This is a genomic window from Anaerococcus prevotii DSM 20548, assembly GCF_000024105.1.
GTDB classification, from domain to species: Bacteria; Bacillota; Clostridia; order Tissierellales; family Peptoniphilaceae; genus Anaerococcus; species Anaerococcus prevotii.
The window spans coordinates 147,459-170,496 of record NC_013171.1; the positions used below are offsets into that span (position 1 = coordinate 147,459).

Below are 23,038 nucleotides of genomic sequence, written 5' to 3' on the forward strand. Positions count from 1 at the left end.
AATGAAATGTGATAAATGCGATAATGAAGCGACTGTTACAGTCAAAACTATAATAAATGGAGAAGAGAAGAACTTCCATCTTTGCAATGATTGTCTTATGAAATTTACCGATGTATCAGTTGATGAAAATGGCAAGATCAAAGATGGAGAAGGAAATCTCAATAGAAAGAATATAGAAAATTTGATAGAGGAATTTATGCCAAGTCTTGAGGAAGTTATAGATTCCTACTATGACTATAGATTTAAGGAAAATAATTACTCTTATGGTCTCCTAAACAACCTAGGAGATGAGACTTGCCCAACTTGCGGCAATCTTTCATCAAACATAAAACATGGAGTATTTGCTTGTCCTGATTGTTATAAACTTAATGATAAACTTACAACGAAGACTTTAAGGACCTACAACAACCTAAGGACTTATGAGGGAAAATTTCCTAGAAAAGAGAGAAACTTTAAAGATATAGCTACAAAGATTAAAAATCTTCAAGAAAAACTCCAAGTTTCAGTTGAAATAGAAGACTATGAACAAGCTCAAAGCATAAAAGAGCAAATAGATGAATTGAATATGCAGGTGAGAAATTGATAGAATACAGCAAGGACATAATACTTTCTTCAAATTTCTCTCTTAGAAGAAATCTTGAAGGCTTTGACTTTCCAGCTAGCATGACTCTTGAAGCAAGCAAGGAAGTTATAGAAATCTTTAGGAAAATTTATTGGGACAAATTAATTCTTCTGGAAGATTTAGACGAAGATGAGCTAAATCAGTTGATAAACTCATTCGTCCTATCAGAAGATTGTCCAAACAAGCTTTCTGAAATTGGCCTTGTCATAGAGGATGATTATATACTTACAATTAACGACAGGGACCATTTGGCGATAAATATCAGAGATTTTAATCTCGATTTGAAGTCTGCCTACAAGAAGGCCTATCTGATAGAAGAAAAGCTTGATGAAATCCTAGACTTTGCCTTTTCCCAAGAGTTTGGCTACCTAACCCAAGATGGGCGAAATGCAGGAAGTGGAGTAGAAGTTTTCGTGAAGGCCTTTCTTTTTGCTATGGTTGATGATGACAAGGCCTATTTTGGCCTAAAGCAAAGTCTCCTTCACGAGAGGATTTATATTGATAAGTTCCTTCCAAAATATTACAAGAGATATGCAGACGATATATATATTCTTAAAAACATAGGAAATTACTGGAAGGATATGGAAGAAGCTATGGATAAGTTCGAGAAGGCTTTGGACGTTCTTGTAAGAAATGAGAGAAGATTTAGAAGAGACTATCAAGTTTTAAATAGTATAAAAGATGAAGAAATAGAAGATTATATAGAGATTATGGAAAACAACTTAAAGTTGGGCATGGATAAGAGCTTAGAGCTTATGAGTAAAGATATATATGGCCTAAAGAAATACAATATTCTAGGCTTTGATACAGACTTTACAAATGAGGAGCTCGATTATCTAATATTTAATCTTACTAAGAATAAGTATAAGGGGAATAGGGATGAGGATAGATACCTATTTCTGAAGGAATATATTAAGGAGCGATAATGGAAAATAACAGACTAAACAGACTTACCTCCCAGGCAAGAAGAGAGTCTTATTCCTTAAACCACGACTATATAGGAAGCGAGCACTTGCTTCTTGCTCTGATGAAGACAGGCTCTCTTGCGAACAAGGCCTTGGAAAAAAGTGGGGCTAATTACGACCTCTTTAGGTCTATAGTTATAAATAACATAGGCAGGGGCAATTCCCAAAGACCTGCTACAGAATTTTCAAAGAAAGTAAGGATGATATTTGAAAAGTCTAGAGAGATCGCTATGGCGAGAAAAAGCTCTGTAGTTAACGAAGAAGATATCCTTCAAGCTTTGATAAACGATGACGATTCCTTTACCAATCTCATGTTTCTCCTATCAGGTCTTGATAAAAAGGTCATAGGGAAAAACTTAGACGATATGCTAAAGGAAGTCTACAAAACAAAGGGGTCATCTTCGAAATTTTCTGAAAATGTGACCAAATACACAAATGACCTAAATGAGCTAGCAGAAAGTGGAAAAATCGACCCTGTCATAGGAAGAGATACAGAAATCGAAAGACTTGTACAAATCCTAATGAGAAGGAGAAAAAACAATCCAATCCTAATAGGAGCTCCAGGTGTGGGTAAGACTGCCATAGCAGAAGGCCTTGCCCAAAGAATTGTGGCGAAAGATGTGCCAAAGATTATAAAGGATAAGAGAATCCTAAGCCTTGACCTTGCTAGCATGATAGCAGGAAGTAAATACAGGGGAGACTTTGAAGATAGACTTAAAAAACTTTTTGAAGAAATTGGTAAAAGAGACGATGTGATCCTATTTATAGATGAATTCCACATGGTTCTAGGAGCAGGAGCTTCTGAAGGTTCGATGGATGCGGCAAATATCCTAAAGCCAATCCTTGCTAAAGGAGAGATTCAAATCATGGGAGCGACCACCATAGAGGAGTACAGAAAGCACGTCGAAAAAGATTCCGCCCTTAGCCGTCGTATGCAGCCAATTCAAGTTGATGAGCCAAGCCTTGAAGATGCTAGAAAGATTATCCAAGGACTAAAGGATAAATACGAAGACCACCACGGGGTAGAGATTACAGATGAGGCTATAGAAGCTGCGGTAGATTTATCTGATAGATATATCTCAGACCGTTACCTTCCTGACAAGGCAATAGATTTAATCGATGAAGCAAGCTCTAAGATTAGGATAGCTGCCTTCCAAAAAGAAGATGACTCAGCACCTAGTGAAGATAAGCTAGAAAAACTTAATAAGGAAAAGGAGCAAGCGGTAAGAGATCAAGATTTCGAAAGAGCAGCAGAGCTTAGGGATAAGATAAATCAAGCGAAATTCGACCTAGAAATTGAAAAAGAAAAAGAGAAGGAAAATAAGGACAGGCTCTTTATATCCTACGATGATATAGCAAGCGTTGTGGCAAATTGGTCCAAGGTTCCAGTAGAAAAACTCACAGAAGATGAGATGGAAAAATATGCTAACTTAGACGAAGATCTAAAACTATCAGTAATCGGCCAAAAAGATGCTATAGATTCAGTAGCAAGGTCAATCAAAAGAGCAAGGGTAGGTCTAAAAGACCCTAAAAAACCAATCGGATCCTTTATCTTTGTAGGACCAACTGGAGTTGGAAAGACCTATCTTGCCAAAACACTCGCACAAAATCTTTTTGGATCTGAGGATAAGCTAATAAGGATGGATATGAGTGAATATATGGAAAAATTCGCCGTATCAAGACTAGTAGGTTCTCCTCCAGGATATGTAGGCTACGAAGAAGGTGGACAATTAACAGAGGCTGTAAGGACAAATCCTTACTCAGTAATACTTTTTGATGAGATAGAAAAGGCCCATCCAGATGTCTTCAACCTCCTTTTACAAATTTTAGATGACGGAAGACTAACAGACGGTCAAGGAAGAACAGTAGACTTTAAAAACACAATCATAATTATGACAAGCAATATAGGTGTAAGAAGTCTTTCTACAAGTAAGAGCATAGGCTTTGAGCTTGGTGATCAAAAAGAAGCAGAAGAAGAAAGAACATCTGAAATCATAGAAAAAGCAATCAAAGATTCCTTTGCACCAGAGTTTCTAAACAGACTTGACCAAGTCATAATGTTTAAGCCACTAGGAGAAGCTGAAATAGGAGAAATTTCAGGCCTAATGCTTGAAAAAACTAGACAAAGACTAAACGAAATCGACCTAGATATAGTCTATGACCAAAAGGTTGTAAAACTTCTAGCCAAAGAAGGTTTTGACCCAGAATACGGGGCAAGACCACTAGAACGTCACATAACAAAAATGATCGACGATAGACTAGCAGAAGACATCTTAGATGGAAAACTAAAAAGAGACGAAACAATCAGGATTTCAGTCAGGAAAGATAGCTTAGTCTTTAGAAATATAAGCAAAGAGAAAAGAAGAAGAGAAAAGAAAAAAGAACTTGAAAAAGTAATAGACTAAGATAAAGCCATTCCTTTCGGAGGAGTGGTTTTTTATTGGAGATCTATTAATATTTTCATTTTTCTTTAATATATTATATAATAGAAATATATCATAAAGATTTTAACTGATACATTTTCTATTTCCTAGAAATTTTTTATCTGTCTTTTATGGGAAAAGTATTGTGTATCTTAAAATTTAGTAAAGGGAGGAAAAATGAAAAAGATTATTGGAAAGTTATTTGCTATCTCGGCTGCTTTAGTTCTTACAGCTTGTGGGAATAAGGCGGATAAAGAAGGTGGTGAGTCATCTAAAGATGTGGATAAGGAAGCTAATATCAAAATTTCAGTCCAACTAGAAGAAGATTGGAGAAAGCATTATGAGGCTGCTGCTGAAAGAGTTAAGAAAGAATTTCCTAATGCTGAAATCGAGCTTAGAACAATAGGCGGTTTGGAGCACATAGAAATAATTGACTCTACAGATGCGAATAATGAAGACGTAGCAGACCTATTTTCTATACCAGCTGATAGACTAGCAGGTCTTGTTGGAAATGAAGTTTTAGGAGCTATAGATTCTCAAAAACTTGCTGGAGAGATTGGTGGTTGGGATGATTTCGATAGTGGACTAGGTGGAGAGTTCAAAGTAGATGGGGAATACTTTGCCTTTCCTTACAATATCGAAACTCTAATTACCTATGTGAATACTCAAAATGCAAAGGAAAAAGGAATTGATTTAGATAAGGATATAGAAATCAATGAAGTTAAGGACGAATCAACCGTCCTATTCCCTGCCTTTGACGCTTGGTATGGGGTAGCTGCGACAAACTCATCAAATATCGAACTTTTAGGAAAAAACGAGGATGGGACCTTCTTTTCTGATATGACAAAAGACTGGAATGAGCTTGATGAATCACAACAAGCAACTATCAAGGGCCTATATGAATATTGGAAAAAACACAACGAAGCAGGAACTCAACTCTTCGACCCAGATGCAGGCTGGGGTTATGTAGATGAAACATTCAAACCAGGTAATGGGGGAGTAGCAAGACTTGGCGGAGCTTGGGATGCACAAGCCATATCAAAACAAGCAGGAGAAGGAAACCTTGCGATTTATCCTATGGAAAAACTAACCCTAGCTGGAAAGGCACTAGCTCACTGGCAAAGTGGTTGGGGACTTGCGATAAATGCAAGACTAGAAGAAGATGCGGAGAAAAAAGCCCTAGCAGAAGCCATGATTAAGGAGCTAGTTAATCCAGAATACGCTGAAGACCTATACAAATATTCAGGAAAAATTCTTGAAAATGTATCAGCAGAAGAATATCAAAATTCAAATCTTGATCAAATCGATAAGGATATAATTAAGGCTACTATTGACTCATACAAGAAGGCTCCATCAAGACCATTGTTTAAGGAATGGGGAGATGTTTGGGATACCTACTCAAATGCTGTTCTTTCTTGGAACTCTGTAAACCCACAAAATGAGGAAGATGCCTACAAGGCCCTTAAAGCTTCATTTGAATCTATGATGGCAAATTTTAACTAAAAGTTAATCTTAAAAGTAAGACTTGTAATAATACTCCCAAAAGCTATTTCGCTGTAGCCTTGGGAGTTTTTTACACTAGATACAAAAACAGATTCTATGTGAAATTTCACATAAAAAACAATCTAGATCTATATTGGAATTCCTTTTCCTTTTTTAATTTATTAAATTTATAAAATTTGCATATTTGTATTATTTTAAAATGACTTTTATCTTGTAAAGTCTATTTATAGCATTCTTTCTTTCAATATTGAAAATTTGTTTCTTATATATTTTCTGCTGCTTAATGAGATAAAATCAAGCTTTATACTCGATATTTCTATATTTATACTTGATAATTTTATGAATCTGGTATCTAAATTTACTAATAAGAGCTAAATCATTTCTATTAAAAGCTAGAAAATCAATATTCAAAAACTGTATAAAAATTAACAATATCTTAGAAAGAAAATAGCTAACTACTTCCATTTATTTTCAAACTAATGTATAATGTATATACAGAATCAAATAACGTTTTCACGGAAGGTGAAAACAAGGGAGGATTTTATGAAAAACAAACTAAAGATGTTGATGGCTTTATCGCTATCAGTAGTACTTGCTGCATGTGGCGGTAAGGGAGCGGATAAGGGTGAAGAAGCTGCCGCTGATCCAGGAGATGTTTCAGGCAAGATTTCCGTTCAAGTTGAAAAAGAATGGATGGATCATTACGAGAAAGCTGCTGAGAGAGTAAAGGAAAAATATCCTAATGCAGAAATCGAACTTAAAGAAGTAGGAGCTTTCGACCACTTGGATATCCTAGATCAAACAGATGCCAACAACGAAGATGTTGCTGACCTTTTTGCAATACCAGCAGATAGACTTGTTGGACTTGTAAACAACGACATTCTTGGTGCGATCGACTCTAAGGCTCTTGCTGATGAAATCGGTGGTTGGGATGACTTCGATAAAGGAATCGGTGGAAACTTCAATATCGATGGCGAATACTTTGCTTTCCCATATAATATTGAAACCCTAATTACTTATGTTAACAAGAAAAATGCAGAAGAAAAGGGAGTTGACCTATCTAAACCAATCGAGCTTAATGATGTAGCAGATGAGTCAACAGTTCTTCTTCCAATCTTTGATGCTTGGTACGGAGTTGCTGCAACAAACTCATCAAACATTGAACTTCTAGGTAAAGATGACCAAGGAAATCTATTCTCAGACTTAACAAAAGACTGGAAAGACCTTGAGCCAGAAAAACAAGCTACAATCAAAGCTTTGTTTGAATATTGGAAGAAACACAACGATGCAGGCACACAATTATTTGACCCAGATGCAGGTTGGGGATATATAGACGATACCTTCAAAGAAGGCAAAGGTGGAGTTGCTAGAATTGGTGGTGCATGGGATGCTGCTCCAATTTCTGAACAAGCAGGTGAAGGAAACCTTGAAGTTTATCCAATTGACAACATTACTATAGCTGGAAAGCCTCTAAATCACTGGCAAGGTGGTTGGGGACTTGCAATCAATGCTAGAATCGAAGAAGACGCTAACAAGAAAGCAATAGCTAACGAAATGATTAAACAAATTGTAAATCCTGAATTTGCAATAGATCTATACAAATCTACAGGAAAGATTCTTGAAAATGTGAAGAACGAGGATTACCAATCATCAGACTTAGCAGATTCTGATAAGGCAATAATCGAAGCTACAATCAAATCTTACGAGACTGCTCCAGCAAGACCATTATTTAAGGAATGGGGAGACGTTTGGGATACTTACAAGAATGCAATTCTTTCTTGGAACTCAGTTAAACCAGCTAACGAAGAAGAAGCTTACAACCAACTAAAGGCTTCATTCGACTCAATGATGGCAAACTTTAGCAAATAGTTAATAGGATAAGGGAAAGGCCAAAATCAGCCTAAAGATTCTAGATATAGGATATGTTTCTAATTTACTAATATTAGATTTATAACTATATCTAGTTTCTCTGGTCTAGGCCTTTCTTTCACTATTATGAAAAGTTTAGAATTAGAGAAAAAAAGAGAGAGTTTTATATTAAAGATTTTGATAGTATCAGCCCTTATTATCCTAGCTTCTTCTATAGAAGCCCTAATGATGGCTAAGGATGTCGAAGTTTATAGAGAAATTCTCAAAAACAATCCAGGTCTTAGTTTTGATGAATATATTAATTCTGTTGTTTTTAATTTATTTATCAGAGTCTTAAGTCCTGTAGTAATTTCCCTTTATACATTTTTTACAGTAAAAAAATATGGAGTCAATTTCTCCTACAAATTATTTTTTGGAGGGATGACCCTAATAGAAATCGTTCAGTTGATTTTACAATTTAGAATCGGATCTATATTTTATTATATAGTTATTATTTTAAATTTTATTTTATTATTTATTATAGGAAGGGAAGAAAGGGTGTAGGCGATGACATACGAAAAAAACCTTATAGATGATATTGGTGAGATTCGTCCTAGAAAGAACGAGTATATAATAGACTCTATTAAGGCAGAAGAAAGTGGCGGAAATAAAGTAGATGCCAAAAACCATCCTTATAATCAAAAGCTAAAAAAGTACGAAGAAGAAAAGAAAGAACTTTTGGCTAAGGCCGATGAAGCTGCCAAGAAAGATCCAAATTACAAACTCGACCAGAAATACTTGAGGGACTTGTATTATAGGAAGTTTATGGCGAACTACTGCCTGGACTTTTATGAAAAAAACAAGGACCTATCCTATGATAGCGAGCTTGATTATAAGTTATGTAAGTTAGAATATGAGCAAATACCAAAGATTATAGAACATGATTTGCTCCTAAAAAGTCAGCTAGAAAGAGCTAGCAAGAGGCTAGATAAGCTAACTAGAGAAGAGATAGAAAGCGCTAAAAAGCTAAGCGAAGAAGATAGACTTGTTCTTAAGGAAAAATTTGAATCAGATAACAAGAGCCTAGAAGAATCTTTCAACAAGGGAAGAATTTCCAAAAAGGCCTTCAAGAGCGAGAAAGAACAACTAAAACAAAAGTTCAAAGACCAGAACAAGAGACTTAATTACAGAAATCCAGAAGTTTCTCTTAAGGAAGAAATTGAATCAATCAAATACAAGATAGACAAAGACTACAAGAAGGAGATGAAAATCCTTGAGGCAGATGAGGCTGAAGCTAGGAGGAGAACTCCAGTAGAGGTAGAGAAAACTTCTGCCTATAGGTCAATCCTTACCTTCCCAATCCCTGGTCTTGGTCAAATCCTAAACGGCCAGTGGCAAAAGGGCTTATTATTTTTACTAGGTACTTTATTCATCTACCTAATAGCAATCCCTTACGCCCTAGGTTTTGGTAACTACCAAGGTGATGGTGTAGCAGGACTTATCTCTCTTGCCCAAGGCGGAAAGAGACTTGATAGATCAATACTCTTTATGATTGAGGGTATCTTATCTATAGTTTTTGTAGCAATTGCTGCCCTAATCTACATCCTATCCTTTAAGGATGTTAGGACAACTGAGAAAAATGAAATGAAGGGTATCAGACCTAACAACTTCTTTGAGACCAAGAAGATGTTAAGGACTGACGGATTCCCATTCTTAATTACAGCACCAGCCCTAATAGTAATTGTGTTTATAGTAATAGTTCCAATACTTACAGCTATAATGATTTCCTTTACTAACATGGACCCACAACATCAAAACAAGTTCACTTGGGTTGGCCTAAACAACTACTTGACCATAGCTAAGGGCCAAGGTATAGCAGGACAAGCCTTCTGGCATATCTTCGGATGGACTGTGGTATGGACCTTACTTGCATCAACACTTGCAATAGTCCTAGGCTTTATCTTTGCTCTTCTAGTAAACAACGAGAGGGTTAAGGGAAAGAAGTTCTTTAGAACGGTTTATCTACTTCCTTGGGCTATACCTGCCTTTATCACAATCATGTTCTTTTCAATAATGACAAGTCGTGGCGGGGTAATAGCAAATGCCCTAAACTCTTTGTTTAATATAAGCCTAGATATAAAGAACAACACCTTCCAGACTAGGGCCACCTTAATTTTGCTCCAAGGTTGGCTAGGACATTCTTATATCTTCTTACTAACAACAGGAGTGCTCCAGGCTATACCAAAAGATTTATATGAAGCAGCAAGTATTGACGGGGCGACAGGAATCCAAAGAACCTTTAAGATTACAATTCCTTTAGTTCTTTTCCAAATAGCTCCAATGCTTATTAACCAATATACCTTTAACTTTAACAACTTCTCAATCATCTACTTGTACAACCAAGGTGGACCATTCAACCCAGAAGTTTATGGTAACCTTGCGGGAAGCTCAGATATTTTGATCTCCTACATCTACAAGCTAACGATGGAGAGTCAGTACCAAGCTATAGGTGCTGCAATAACAGTATTTATATCCATAATCCTAATAGTTATTTCATACTTTGGATATAAGAATTCTTCAGCTTTTAAGGAGTATTAATATGTTTAAGAAAAAGAAAAATAGTGATTTATACCTATCAGATCTTCAACCCTTATCTGCTGGCGGAAAGACCCTACTAACAATTACCTATATTATTTTGTTAATCTGGGCAGCTTTCATCTTAGTTCCATTGGCAATAATGGTTATATCATCTTTTAATGGAAACCAAGGTCAATATATATCAATGTCAGGAGACTACGTCTTCTCCCTTGATAACTTCAGATATTTGTTTAAGGAAACACAGTTTTTAAAATGGGTACTAAACACCCTAAAGATAGCAGTTGCTACAACCTTGCTTACCCTAATCTTCGTATCTTTTACAGGTTATGCCTATTCAAGATTTAGATTTAAGGGGAAAAAAGCAAGTCTTATAACAATAATGTTAGTTCAAATAATCCCGGCCTTCGCAGGTATTACTGCTTACTATGCGATCCACTCCATAGTTAGTGGAATCATTCCAGTATTTTCAAGACCGGCCATGCTAATACTCATATATTCAGGTGGGGCAATCGCATCAAATACCTTTATCCTAAAGGGTTATCTTGATACAATCTCTCCAGAGCTTGACGAGGCTGCAAAGATTGATGGATGTTCAAACATGCAAGTTTATAGGCTTATAATCATGCCTCTTGCCCGTCCGATGCTTGCGATAATTGCTCTTCAATGTTTTATTGGACCATTCTTAGATTATATGATGCCAAAAATCTTACTGACAAATCCAGGAGACTACACACTTGCGACAGGACTGTTTACACTAATATCAGATGTTAGAAATATGAATCAGCCAGCCTTTGCTGCGGGAGGATTCTTGTCAGCTGTTCCTGTAATGCTATTGTTCTTAGTATTACAAGATGAATTAGTAAGCGGACTTTCATCAGGTGCAGTTAAGGGATAGGAGTTAAAAATGAAAGTAATTTTAGATAATATAGGAAAGAAATACGAAGGTCGTGAGAACTTCACGATTAGAAATATAAATCTAGAGATAGATGACAATGATTTTTGTGTAATACTAGGACCATCTGGTTGCGGTAAGTCAACCCTTCTTAGGATGATTGCAGGACTTAACTCAATTACAGAAGGAACCCTACGTTTTAACGACAAGATCATGAACACAGTTGAGCCAAAAGATAGGGACATTGCGATGGTTTTCCAATCATACGCCCTCTATCCACACATGACAGTTTATGATAATATGGCCTTTTCATTAAATATGAAAAAGGAGAGAAAAGAAGTAATCGATCAAAGAATACAAGATGTGGCAAAGATTCTCCAGCTAGAAGACTATCTTTACTCAAGACCATCTGACATATCAGGAGGTCAAAGGCAAAGGGTGGCTCTAGGAAGAGCTATCGCAAGAAACCCAGAAGTATTCCTCATGGATGAGCCATTATCTAACCTTGATGCCAAGTTACGTGAGCACATGAGAGTAGAGATTGTAAGAATCCACAATCAATTAGATACTACAAGTATCTACGTAACTCACGACCAAACTGAGGCTATGACTATGGCTACAAAGATAGTCCTCCTAGATAAGGGAGTTATCCAACAAGTTGGAGCTCCAAATGAGTTTTATCAAAAACCAAACAACCTCTTCGTAGCAGGATTTATAGGTTCTCCTACAATGAATATCATCAAGGGAAAAATCAAGGATGGTCTTTTCGTAAATGACTCAGGAGAAATCAAGGTAAGACCAAGTGATAAAGACCTTGAAAAGATTAAGTCCTACGAAGGAAAAGTAGTTCATCTTGGAATAAGATCTGAAAGATTTATAGCAGAAAAAAGAGACTATAACTCTGTAAGTGCTAATATAGAAGTTATAGAGTCCTTGGGTAAGGAGCAACTCCTTTATACAAAACTTAAGGATGGCACAAGCCTAACCATAAGTCAACCAGGATACTTAGACTATGCTATAGGGGAAGATCATGACTTTACCCTAGACCCTGAAGCCTTACATTTCTTTGATGGCGAGACAACTGAAAGAATAAACTAGAATTAAGTAAGAACCCTCGGATTGAGGGTTTTTCTTTGTCTAACTTTCAAGCTTTAGGAGAAATCTTTTTACTTCTACTCCATAGGCAAAGCCTCCAATCTTCCCATCAGACCTTATTACCCTATGGCAGGGATAAATTATGAAGAAAGGATTCCTTCCTATTGCATTAGCCACAGCCCTTGTTGCCTTTTTCCTATTTATATTCTTTGCGACTTTCTTGTAGGTCGATTTTTCTCCGTAGGGGATATTCCTAAGCTCTTTTATTACTTCTTTTTGAAAGTCAGTCCCCATAATCTCGAGGAGATCATAAATTGTAAACTCTTTTCTCTCTCCCCTAAGGTATTCCTCGATTTGTCCAAAGACCTTATCAGTAGCTGGTGTCCTTTCGGATAAAGCATTTGATTTTTTCACTAAACTTATAGATTCGATTTTTTTATCGTAGGAGAATTTTAAAATCCCAATCCTACTTTTGTAAAATGCGTATTTCATAAGATAATTATATGTCTTTGGGATAAAGTAGCCAGAGGCGTATAATGATAGAAAGTTAAATTAGAGAAGGATTGATATGAATTATAAAGAAAAAATACAAAAAATCGTTAATTATATAAAAAGTGGAGAGAAAAATCCAAAGGACTTTGCTATAGGCTTCGAGTCGGAGCATTTTGTAGTTGATAAAGATAGTCTTGAAACTGTGTCTTATTATGGAGAAGACGGTATAGCTCAATCAATGGAGGAGATTGCTAAAGATTCCTACGAAAAGCATGAAGAAGATGGAAAGATTTTAGGTTTGAGCAAGGACAGATTTGATATTTCTGTAGAACCAGCCAGCCAATTTGAAATAGCTCTTAAGTCTCGTAAAAAGATTGATGACTTATACGAGGATTATAAAAAAGCTATGGCAGAGATTGTTCCGGTTTTCGAAAAGAAGGGCCAAGTTTTAGCTAATGTAGGCTATCATCCAAAAAGCAAGATAGAAGATATCAAAATCATCCCAAAGAAGAGATACGACTATATGTATGAATATTTTAGAATTAATGGGGGAGCCTACGCCCACAATATGATGAAGGGAACGGCAAGTCTTCAATGCGCTATAGATTATTCTAGCGAAGAAGATTTTAGGAAGAAATACTTTGTGGCAAGTGCCCTTTCTCCTTTCCTCTATTCGATCTTCGATAATGCCTATATTTTCGAAGGAGAAGTTTATGGTAAGAGAAATCTCCGTCAGATGATTTGGGATAATTGTGACAGGCAAAGAACAGGAGTCTATCCATTCGCCTTTGATGATGACTTCTCTTATGAAAAATATGCAAGAGAAATCTTAAATACAGATATAATATTCGTCCATGAAGACGGAGAAGACCATTATAAGGGAAGGCTTAAGTTTTCAGAAGTGATGGATAAAGACTCAAGTGACGAGATGATTTTCCATGCCCTATCTATAGTATTTCCAGATGTAAGAGCTAAGAAATATATAGAAATTAGGATGCCTGATGAAGTGCCTTATCCATATAACTTTGCAGCCTTAGCCTTAATCAAGGGACTCTTCTATGATGAAGAAAATCTTGATAGACTATATGAGATTTTTACCGATATGGATTATAGGTCACTTACAAATTTTAGAAGTAGGAGTGAAAGATACGGCCTCCATGCGACCTACAAGGATAAGGAAATCTATAAATGGGCCTTAGACTTTGTGGAGATGGCGAAAAGATCTCTAGAGGATGAGGCTCATTATCTAAAGCCTTTGAGGGAAATCCTTGAAGAAGAGAAGAGTCCTAGAGATATCTATGAAAGCCTATACAAGAAAGATCCGACAGAAGCAATAAGAGTCTTTTCTGCCAATGAATCTCTAAGGAAGATGTAATGGCGAAAGCAAAAAAAGCCTATGAATGTACATCCTGCGGCCATACCCAAGGAGTTTGGGCTGGTCAATGCCCGGAATGCGGTAAGTGGGGGAGCATGCATGAGGTTATTGTTGATAAAAAAGCTAGTAAGCAAAACATAGTAGTAGAAGATAAAAATGCCAAAAAGCTTAAATCTATCGCTTTAGATGAGTCTGAAAGGATAAAATCAACCTATAGCGAGTTTGATAGGGCTGTGGGAGGAGGGCTTGTGAGAGATTCAGTTTCGATTCTTACAGCAAGACCTGGAGCAGGAAAATCTACCCTCCTCCTTCAACTTTCAAAGTCCTACGCAGATAAGGGTCTTAAGGTAATCTATATTTCTGGAGAAGAGAGCGAAAGTCAAATTAAGTCACGTGCAGACAGGATTATGTCTGAGCTTTCTGAAAATATCTGGATTCTTTCGACAAATTCTATGGACCTTGCCATAAAGGAAATAAAAAATGTGGATGCAGACATAGTTTTTCTAGATTCTATCCAAACCTTTAGCCTGGCAGAACTTGATAACAAACAAGGAAGCCCCACCCAAACCATAGAGGTCGCCAACAAGGCGGTTGATATTGCAAAAGATAGCGAAAGAAAAAGGGCTGTTATAATGATAGGCCATATGACCAAAAAGGGCGAGATGGCAGGTCTTAGGACCTTGGAGCACTTGGTAGATACGGTCTTAGTCCTTGATGGAGAAAGCGAAGAGGATCTTAGAATCCTAACTTCAACTAAAAATAGATTCGGTAGAACTGGAGAAATCGGCCTATTTTCTATGGATGAAGACGGTCTAAATGAAATCACAAATCCTAGTGAGTATTTTATCACAGAAAGAAGCGAAGATATAGAAGGATCAGCCATTTCTGTAACCAAGGAGGGATCGAGACTCCTAGAAGTAGAGATAGAATCTCTAGTATCAAAATCCTTCATGCCCTACCCACAAAGGATAGGAGACTCCCTAAGAAGAGATGACCTAAACACTTTAATCTCAATTCTTCAAGAAAGAGCAGGCCTAAATCTTTATGACTACAATGTTATCATCAAAACAACTGGAGGCATCAAGCTAAGCGAGCCTTCGGTAAATCTAGCTATAATGGTCTCAATCGCCTCATCCTTGATGAAGCATCCTGTCTCCGACAAGAGCGTCTTCATAGCAGAAGTAGGACTTACGGGAGAGCTTAAGAAGGTTCCTCAGATTAAGCAAAGGCTAAAGGAGATTGAAAGATTAGGCTATAAGAAAGCCTTCGTAGCTAAAAACTCAATAGATAGCAAAGACTTTAAGGAACTAAAGATTTATCAACTAGCAAATATTAGGCAGGTCATAGATGAAGTACTAGTAAAAGGATGATCCTTTAGCTAATTAAGATAGAATTTTAAAATGATATAAATTTATCCTAAAAATTTAAAGAAAATTGTAGGAAAGCTTAGGAATTTGCAAATTGAAAACGTGTGTAGTATAATCAGAGGACATAGGAAAAATAAAGGAGAATTATATGAAAAACATAAAATCATACGCAGCAATCGCAGCACTAGCCCTTGCTCTTACAGCTTGTGGAAACAATGCTAACGATGCTAAGAAAGAAGATGCTTCTACTGACGTAGCGACAGAAGAAACAACAGAAAAAGTTGGTGAAGCTACAGCAGCAGGTTACGGTGGAGACATCAAAGTTAAAGTAACTATGGATGGGGAAACAATCAAAGACATCCAAGTTGATCACACAGAAACAGAAGGAATCGGAGCAGACGCAGTTCCAACTCTAGTTGAAGAGATCAAAAAGAACAACGGTACTGAAGGCGTAGATAACGTATCTGGCGCAACAGTAACAAGTGAAGCTCTAAAAACAGCAGTAGACGAAGCAATCAAGGCTGCAAAATAATATAGTTACAAAGAAAGTAAGCTCTAAGGGCCAGTCCTCGACAATGAAAGATTAGTCTTTAGGGCTTTTTAATCTTTAAAGGAGATGAAATGAAAGCTAAAAAATTATTTGCAAGTCTATCCCTAATACTTGCCCTAACATCTTGTGCTTCTCAAAGTCCAAAGACTACAGAAGAAACTAAAGAAGATGTCAAGACAGAAGAAAGTGCATCAAAAGAATCTAAGAAAGATTCAAAAATAGAAGAAATATCAGGTACATATGAAGGATCTGCCAAGGGATATGGCGGAGATATCAAGGTTAAAGTGACCCTAGATAAGGGAGAGATCACAGACATAGAAACAGAAGAAAGCGAAACTAAATCAGTAGGATCTGCTGGAATCGAAAGAGTTAAGGAAGAGATAATTGCCAAAAATTCAACTGATGTAGACAGAACTACAGGGGCCACCATCTCATCAGCTGCCTTTATCTCAGCTGTAAACGAAGCCCTACTTACAGCAGGAATAGATTCTGATAAGCTTGTGGCCAAGGAAATCGAAGATGACTTCAAGACTCCAATCGAAACTGACGTTGTAGTAGTAGGTTCCGGTGGAGCAGGCCTATCTGCTGCTATCCAACTTGCCCAAGATGGTAAGAATGTTACAGTCGTAGAAAAGGCAGGAATTACAGGTGGTAACTCATCCCTTGCTTCAGGTGGAATGAATGCATCTGAGACTAGACTTCAAGAAAAAGAAGGAATCCCTGATACTAACGAGCTTTTCTTTGAAGATACAATGAAGGGTGGCCATGACATAAATAATCCAGACCTAGTTAGAAAAATGGTCGACTCATCATCTGAAGCTATCGATTGGCTAGAAGACAATGGGGCTCCTTTGACTCAACTTAAGTTTTCTGGTGGACAAAGTGAGATGAGAACCCACGCTCCAGTAAATGATGAAGGAAAATCAATCCCAGTAGGATCCTACCTAGTAGACAAGCTAACTACAAAGGCCAAGGAATTGGGAGTAGATATAATCTATGATGCAAGGGTAAAAGAGATCCTAATGGAAGATGGCAAGGCTAAGGGAGTTCTTGCGGAAACAAATAAGGGAGATCTTACAGTAAATGCTAAGGCAGTTATAGTTGCAAGTGGTGGATTCGGTGCCAATATGGACATGGTTGTAGAATATAAGCCAGAACTTGAAGGCTACGTATCTACAAATGCTAAGTCAATTACCGGAGATGCTGTTAACTTCCTCAAAGAAGCTGGAGCAAACTTCATAGACATGGATCAAATCCAAATCCATCCAACAGTTGTCCAAAAAGACGGATCTCTAATATCAGAAGGCCTAAGAGGAGAAGGGGCAATCCTCCTTAACCAAAAGGGAGAAAGATTTGTAGATGAGCTTGAGACAAGAGACTTTGTATCCAAGACTATCCTAGACCAAGAAGGAAAAGCAGCTTATCTTCTAGTTGATCAAAAGATGATGGATGAGTCAGCTACTATCCAAAAATACTACGACAAGGGCCTACTAGAAAAGGCAGAAGACTACAAGGCTATTGCTGAAATTATAGGATGCGATGAAGAGACAGTTAAGAATTCTATAGAAAAATGGAAGGAAATCTGTGCCAACAACGAAGACCCTGACTTTGGAAGAAAGGGCATGGATAAGTCAAAATCCGACCTATCTAAGGCTCCTTACTATCTAGTTAAAATCGCTCCAGGAATCCACCACACCATGGGCGGAGTCGAAGTAAACACAAACTCAGAAGTAATATCCAAAGAAAGTGCACCAATTCCAGGCCTATACGCTGCAGGCGAAGTTACAGGAGGAGTTCACGGGGCAAATAGACTCGGTGGCAATGCTGTAACTGACATAGTAGTATTCGGAAGAAACGCTGCCAAGTCAGCAGAAGAATATATAAAAGAAAATAACTAAGCTTATGAGCTTTTGCAAGATATATCATTTTCGGATGACCTATCAAGCGAAAGCTCTTTTTGATTTCACTTGAGTTAAATAGGGAGAAAACAAAAGATAGAAATAAGGATTAGGAGAAATATAATATATATGATATTAGTTTAACTAGTCTATTAAAGTTTAAGAATAAGATTAATTTACTAAGGAGAGATAAGTGAAGAAAAAATATATAATTTTACTAGGCCTTTGCCTAATTTTTCTCATAGGAGGCTTGAATTTTGTTAAAAGGGATTCGAAGTTTGACCTAGAGGATTCTAAAAGCAAGGCTGTTTACATATATAATCTTACAGATGATAAAAAAGTCTACGGAAAAAATGAAAATAAGCCTCTCCCCATGGCATCTCTAACTAAAATCATGACCCTTCTTGTAAGTCTCGACCATGTTTCTAACCTAGGAGAGCTTGCACCAATTGACTATGATTCCTATATGAGGGCTGTCAGTGAAAATGCCTCTATGGCGGGCTTTCTTGCAAATGAGACAACGACCTACCGAGACCTCATGTATGGGACAATACTAGCATCTGGAGCAGAAGCAGCAGATTCCCTTGCAATCAATGTGGCAGGAAGCATAGATTCGTTTGTAGATCTTATGAATGAAAAAGTAGGAGAGCTTAATCTAGAAAATACCTCCTACGCCAATGCCGATGGGATGGATGATAGGAGAAACTTCCAGTCGGCTAAAGATTGTGCTATGCTTATCAAATATGGCCTAGAAGATGGTAATTTCAGGGCAATTTTCACTAAGAGAGACTACCTATCTCAAGCGACAAATGAACATCCAGACGGAGTCTACATAGAAAGTACAATATTTTCTCATCTTAAGGATTATGAAGAAAATGGATTTGAGATTATTGGAGGCAAGAGTGGAACTACAGACGAGGCTGGACTCTGCTGGGCGACCCTTGCCGAAAAAGATGGGAAGGAATATATAATAGTTGTCATGGGAGTTTCTTTTTCAGATATTGATGACCTTCCAGATGCCCATATCAGAGAGACCCTAGAATATTTAGAGAGAATCTAATTAATAATGACTATCAATTCATATATTTTTAGGTAAAATACTAGTGAGGTGAAAAAATGATTAACAAAGATAAATTTAAAGACTTAGACGAGAAATTTTATGCCGACAGGGCAAATGTGATTGCCCAAAGTGCAGTAACAAGAAACGGAATTACAGAAGCTGCAATCGACCCTGACGTGATCAAGGACATTCGCCACTCTTTTTCGATTGAGCTTAAGCAAGGAGAGATAACAGACCAAAAGCAATCCGGTCGTTGCTGGATGTTCTCCGCCCTAAACACCATGAGATATAGGATAATCAAGGATTACAATCTTGAGACTTTCGAGCTTTCCCAAGCCTATCCTTTATTTTTCGATAAGCTAGAAAAGAGCAATTATTTCCTAGAATCTATAATAAAAACTGTAGACGAAGACCTCCAAGGAAGACTAGTAAAACACATCTTAGCTGATCCTTTGGGAGATGGTGGCCAATGGGACATGTTCGTAAACTTAGTCAACAAATACGGAGTTGTACCAAAATACGCCATGCCTGAAGTGAAATCTTCATCTGCTACCAGAGAGATGGACGCCTATCTTACCAAAATGCTAAGATCTTTTGCCAAAGACTTAAGAAATGCCCACAAAGAGGGAAAGAGCCTAGAAGACTTAGAGGCTATGAAAGATGGATTTAACGAAGATATCTACAGGGCCCTAAGCGTAGTTTTGGGAACTCCACCAAAGAAAATTGACTTTGAGGCAAGGGATAAGGACGATAATTATATAAATGAGACAGACCTTACTCCTAAGGAATTTTTCGACAAATATGTAAAGATGAATCTAGACGATTATATTTCTTTAATAAATGCCCCTACCGGAGATAAGCCATTTAACGAAACTTTTACGGTGGATTTCCTGGGCAATGTCGTAGAAGGTAAGGAAGTTAAATACCTAAATCTTCCTATAGACGAACTAAAAAAGGCCGCTATCAAGCAACTTAAGGACGGATTTCCTGTATGGATGGGCTGCGATGTAGGCCAAAGCTTTATCAGAGAGGAAGGAATCCTTGATACCAAAGCCTTTAATATCAAAGAAATCTTCGACCTAGACTTTGAGATGACTAAGGAAGAAAGACTTGACTACTCAGAAAGCTTGATGACTCACGCCATGGTATTTACAGGAGTTGACCTAGACGAAGATGGAAATCCAGTAAGGTGGAAGATAGAAAACTCTTGGGGAGATAGGGCAGGAAACAAGGGCTATCTAGTAATGAGCGATGCTTGGTTTGATGAATATATGTATCAAATCGCAGTAGATAAGAAATATCTAACAGAAGATCAGAGAAAAGCCTGGGACAAGGACCCAATCCACCTAAAACCTTGGGATCCTATGGGATCTCTTGCAAGATAAAGTTAAGGGCCTTTGGGCCTTTTTCTTTTGGGCTTAAATTTCACTTTTCCTGAAATTTATTATAAGATAGGAGTAAGAAAAAGATAGAGGAGATTTTATGGAAAAAATTTTATTTCTAGAAGGAAAATATAGGGAGAAAATCTGGGGAGGCAAGAGACTTAGGGAAATTTATTCTTACGATATTCCTTCAGATAATACTGGAGAATATTGGGCGATTTCCGATATGGGAGATATGAGTTCTATTATTACTAATGGAGAATTTAAGGGGAAAAGCTTAGAAGAAGTCTACCAAAAGCACAAAGACCTTTTTGGAAATCCGAAAGAAGCTACCCTTCCCCTCCTTGTTAAGATTATAGATGCAAACACTGACCTATCAATCCAAGTCCACCCAGATGATACTATGGCAAGAGAGCTTGAAAACTCTAGGGGAAAGACCGAATGCTGGTATGTCCTAAACGAAGAGCCTGCCTCAATTATCTACGGCCTTAAGGTAGATGATAAAAACGAGGCTATAAAACTCATTGACGAGAGAAAGTGGGATGAGCTTTTAAGAGAAGTCCCAGCGAGGAAAGGAGATTTCTTTTTCGTAGAAGCAGGCACAGTCCATGCCATAAAGAAGGGGTCTCTAATCTTAGAAATTCAACAAGCAAGTGATATAACCTACAGGCTCTATGACTATGATAGAAAAGACGATAATGGGAAACTTAGAGACCTTCACCTAGAAGAATCCAAGAAGGCGATTAAAATAAATGAAAACAAAGAAGAAATTGAAGAATTTAAAATAGAAGGCCTTAAGGGAAGGGTTCTTACCCAAAATAAATACTTTGAAGTTTATGAATATAAGATAGAAGGAAGAAGTGAATTTATAAAAGAAAATCCTTATAGCCTTTGGAGTGTAGTTGGTGGACGTGGAGAGATTTTAATAGATGGAAAGTCTTATGGGATAAAGAAGGGAGACTTTTTTATTCTAACAGATGAGGTGAAAAAATTTGAGCTTAGAGGAGAAATAAGTCTTGTAGAATCCTTTACGGTAGAGGATAAAACATTTGCATAAGCAATAAATGAAAATATTTTCAAAAGATGCAAGGAATGGATAAATATACTGAAAATGTGTTTATTACTCCATTTCCTTGCATTTTTTATGCGGATATTATAAAATAATATTAGCGATAAGCGAATTTACATAATAGTAAATCCTTTTCATAAATTATATGTAAGGAGTAAGAATGGCGAATTTAAAATTAGAACACATAGATAAAATTTATCCTAATGGAGTTCAGGCAGTATTTGATTTTAATTTAGAAATTGAAGATAAGGAATTCATAGTTTTTGTAGGACCTTCTGGTTGTGGAAAGTCTACAACACTTAGAATGATTGCAGGCCTTGAGGAAATTTCTGAGGGGAATTTATACATTGACGGCGAGCTTATGAATGAGGTAAGTCCCAAGAATAGAAATATCGCTATGGTATTTCAAAACTACGCCCTCTATCCACACATGACAGTTTTTGACAACATGGCCTTTGGTCTTAAGCTTCAAAAGGTAGACAAGGCTGAGATTAAGAAAAAGGTAGAAAGAGCAGCAGAAATGCTCGAGTTGACTAATCTTTTGGATAGAAAGCCTGCGGCCTTATCTGGAGGACAAAGACAAAGAGTTGCCCTAGGGCGAGCCATAGTAAGGGAAGCTGATATCTTCCTTATGGATGAGCCTCTATCTAACCTAGATGCTAAGCTTAGGGTTCAGATGAGAACAGAAATATCCAAAATTCATGACCAGCTTGATACTACAACTATTTACGTAACTCACGATCAGACTGAGGCTATGTCAATGGCTTCAAGGATTGTAGTAATGAAAGATGGCTATATGCAACAGGTTGGAACTCCAGAGGAAATCTATGACTCTCCAGCTAATATTTTCGTTGCAAACTTTATTGGTTCTCCTCCAATGAACTTCTTTAATGGAAAAGTAGTAAATTCCAAGATTCAAGTTGGTAATGATGATATTCCAGTAACTAATGAGCAAAAAGAAGCTTTAAAATCCTACGAAGCTAAGGAAATAATAGTTGGAATAAGACCAGAATCTTTTTCTATTAATACCGAAGGGAAAAGCGCTAAATCAATCAAAGCAAGGATAGAAAATATAGAAATGCTTGGGGATGAATCTATCCTTTATGCAAGAGCAGAAGAAGCTGCAAGCCAGATAGCAGTAAAGGTCCAAGGAAAGTTTAAAGGAATAGATAAAAACGACGAGATTAATCTAGATATAAACTTGGATGAAATCCACCTATTCGATAAAGATACGTCAATGAGAATTGTATAATGGAAGCTCTATCGAAATCTTTGGGCAAAGTCGGAGAGCTTATACTCTTCGTCCTTTTGTCTATAGTATATACTAGCTTGATAATCTCGCCTTTGATTTTGGTAAATCTTCTAATCGAAGGGAGTCTTATTAGATATATTTTATTATTTATTCCCCTGATTGGACTTTTGGGCCTAGCTTTGGAAAGGGAACTTATAGCGGTAAAGGCGGTTTTTATAGATTATAAGTCCTATTATAGGCCTTATTTTAAAGATGTTTTCGGACAAGGTTTCATCAAAAAGTATTTGACTTATTCATTGATATTTAGTCTCTACTTTTACTTCTCTGACGCCTTGAGAATCCTAGAAAGTGATGCGCTAATCCTCTTTGTATTTAGGATATTTTTAAGCCTAATATTTAGAAATATTATTTTTTATACAATACTTCAAAGGGCTTTTAGGGAAGACATTGGATTCATCAAGACTATCAAGAATTCTTGCTTATTAACATTTAGATTCCCAATATATGCAATTATTATCGGCTTTGTCCGGGAAGTTATAGAAAGTTTACTTGTTACAAATATTCTTTGGACTTATGTCTTAGTAATTATAATTGGATTTTTGGGAACTTTCATAAATGAGACTAAAGTCAAGAACTTATAAGGAAGG

Annotated in this window: 19 protein-coding genes; 18 read left to right on the plus strand and 1 reads right to left on the minus strand. The window is 37.0% G+C overall.

All coding sequences use genetic code 11. From position 1 onward, the window contains the following. Position 1 precedes the first annotated feature (1 nt). From APRE_RS00640 to APRE_RS00680, 9 genes are all read left to right on the plus strand, one after another. Complete coding sequence (locus APRE_RS00640; protein WP_012803596.1) at positions 2 to 583, plus strand: transcriptional regulator; 582 nt, start codon at positions 2 to 4, stop codon at positions 581 to 583. Continuing rightward, the gene (locus tag APRE_RS00645; RefSeq protein WP_012803597.1) at positions 580 to 1,548 is read left to right on the plus strand and encodes an ATP--guanido phosphotransferase; all 969 of its coding nucleotides are present in this window, start codon (positions 580 to 582) and stop codon (positions 1,546 to 1,548) included. Before APRE_RS00640 ends, APRE_RS00645 begins: the two co-directional genes overlap by 4 nt. Next, the gene (locus APRE_RS00650; RefSeq protein WP_012803598.1) at positions 1,548 to 3,992 is read left to right on the plus strand and encodes an ATP-dependent Clp protease ATP-binding subunit; all 2,445 of its coding nucleotides are present in this window, start codon (positions 1,548 to 1,550) and stop codon (positions 3,990 to 3,992) included. The genes APRE_RS00645 and APRE_RS00650 overlap by 1 nt, the downstream gene beginning before the upstream one ends. A 195-nt stretch (positions 3,993 to 4,187) precedes the next feature. Further along, positions 4,188 to 5,513, plus strand: a complete 1,326-nt coding sequence (locus APRE_RS00655) for a sugar ABC transporter substrate-binding protein (protein ID WP_012803599.1) — start codon at positions 4,188 to 4,190, stop codon at positions 5,511 to 5,513. Positions 5,514 to 6,056: 543 nt separating this feature from the next. Then, positions 6,057 to 7,382: a sugar ABC transporter substrate-binding protein gene (locus APRE_RS00660; RefSeq protein ID WP_012803600.1), complete on the plus strand. Its 1,326-nt coding sequence runs from the start codon at positions 6,057 to 6,059 to the stop codon at positions 7,380 to 7,382. A 126-nt stretch (positions 7,383 to 7,508) separates the two neighbouring features. After that, entirely contained in the window at positions 7,509 to 7,925 is a 417-nt protein-coding gene (locus tag APRE_RS00665) for a hypothetical protein (protein WP_012803601.1), read from the plus strand. Positions 7,926 to 7,928: 3 nt separating this feature from the next. After that, entirely contained in the window at positions 7,929 to 9,959 is a 2,031-nt protein-coding gene (locus APRE_RS00670) for a carbohydrate ABC transporter permease (protein ID WP_012803602.1), read from the plus strand. Between the two features lies 1 nt (position 9,960). Beyond that, entirely contained in the window at positions 9,961 to 10,854 is an 894-nt protein-coding gene (locus APRE_RS00675) for a sugar ABC transporter permease (RefSeq protein ID WP_012803603.1), read from the plus strand. A gap of 9 nt (positions 10,855 to 10,863) precedes the next feature. Continuing rightward, positions 10,864 to 11,949: an ABC transporter ATP-binding protein gene (locus APRE_RS00680; RefSeq protein ID WP_012803604.1), complete on the plus strand. Its 1,086-nt coding sequence runs from the start codon at positions 10,864 to 10,866 to the stop codon at positions 11,947 to 11,949. 39 nt (positions 11,950 to 11,988) lie between these two features. Here the strand turns inward: APRE_RS00680 and APRE_RS00685 are convergent, their stop codons facing one another. After that, positions 11,989 to 12,438, minus strand: coding sequence for a methylated-DNA--[protein]-cysteine S-methyltransferase (locus APRE_RS00685; protein WP_012803605.1), 450 nt, complete (start codon positions 12,436 to 12,438; stop codon positions 11,989 to 11,991). A gap of 76 nt (positions 12,439 to 12,514) precedes the next feature. Here APRE_RS00685 and APRE_RS00690 point away from each other — a divergent pair, with 76 nt between their 5' ends. The 9 genes from APRE_RS00690 (at position 12,515) to APRE_RS00730 (ending at position 23,032) form a co-directional block, all read left to right on the plus strand. Next, complete coding sequence (locus APRE_RS00690) at positions 12,515 to 13,813, plus strand: glutamate--cysteine ligase (protein ID WP_012803606.1); 1,299 nt, start codon at positions 12,515 to 12,517, stop codon at positions 13,811 to 13,813. Continuing rightward, a complete protein-coding gene (gene radA, locus APRE_RS00695) occupies positions 13,813 to 15,183 on the plus strand; it encodes a DNA repair protein RadA (protein WP_012803607.1) in 1,371 nt (456 codons plus the stop codon). The genes APRE_RS00690 and radA overlap by 1 nt, the downstream gene beginning before the upstream one ends. 145 nt (positions 15,184 to 15,328) lie before the next feature. Then, positions 15,329 to 15,712 carry an FMN-binding protein gene (locus APRE_RS00700; protein WP_012803608.1) on the plus strand — a complete coding sequence of 128 codons (384 nt, stop codon included), beginning with the start codon at positions 15,329 to 15,331 and terminating at the stop codon, positions 15,710 to 15,712. An 89-nt stretch (positions 15,713 to 15,801) separates the two neighbouring features. Further along, on the plus strand, positions 15,802 to 17,628 hold the full coding sequence (locus APRE_RS00705) for a flavocytochrome c (protein ID WP_012803609.1): 1,827 nt from the start codon (positions 15,802 to 15,804) through the stop codon (positions 17,626 to 17,628). Positions 17,629 to 17,821: 193 nt separating this feature from the next. Beyond that, positions 17,822 to 18,688, plus strand: a complete 867-nt coding sequence (locus APRE_RS00710; protein ID WP_012803610.1) for a D-alanyl-D-alanine carboxypeptidase family protein — start codon at positions 17,822 to 17,824, stop codon at positions 18,686 to 18,688. A 56-nt stretch (positions 18,689 to 18,744) separates the two neighbouring features. Continuing rightward, positions 18,745 to 20,073: a C1 family peptidase gene (locus tag APRE_RS00715; protein WP_012803611.1), complete on the plus strand. Its 1,329-nt coding sequence runs from the start codon at positions 18,745 to 18,747 to the stop codon at positions 20,071 to 20,073. Between the two features lie 97 nt (positions 20,074 to 20,170). Continuing rightward, positions 20,171 to 21,127, plus strand: a complete 957-nt coding sequence (gene manA, locus APRE_RS00720; RefSeq protein WP_012803612.1) for a mannose-6-phosphate isomerase, class I — start codon at positions 20,171 to 20,173, stop codon at positions 21,125 to 21,127. Positions 21,128 to 21,299: 172 nt separating this feature from the next. Then, positions 21,300 to 22,391, plus strand: coding sequence for an ABC transporter ATP-binding protein (locus APRE_RS00725; protein WP_012803613.1), 1,092 nt, complete (start codon positions 21,300 to 21,302; stop codon positions 22,389 to 22,391). A 56-nt stretch (positions 22,392 to 22,447) separates the two neighbouring features. After that, positions 22,448 to 23,032: a hypothetical protein gene (locus APRE_RS00730; protein ID WP_169302040.1), complete on the plus strand. Its 585-nt coding sequence runs from the start codon at positions 22,448 to 22,450 to the stop codon at positions 23,030 to 23,032. Positions 23,033 to 23,038: the final 6 nt, after the last annotated feature.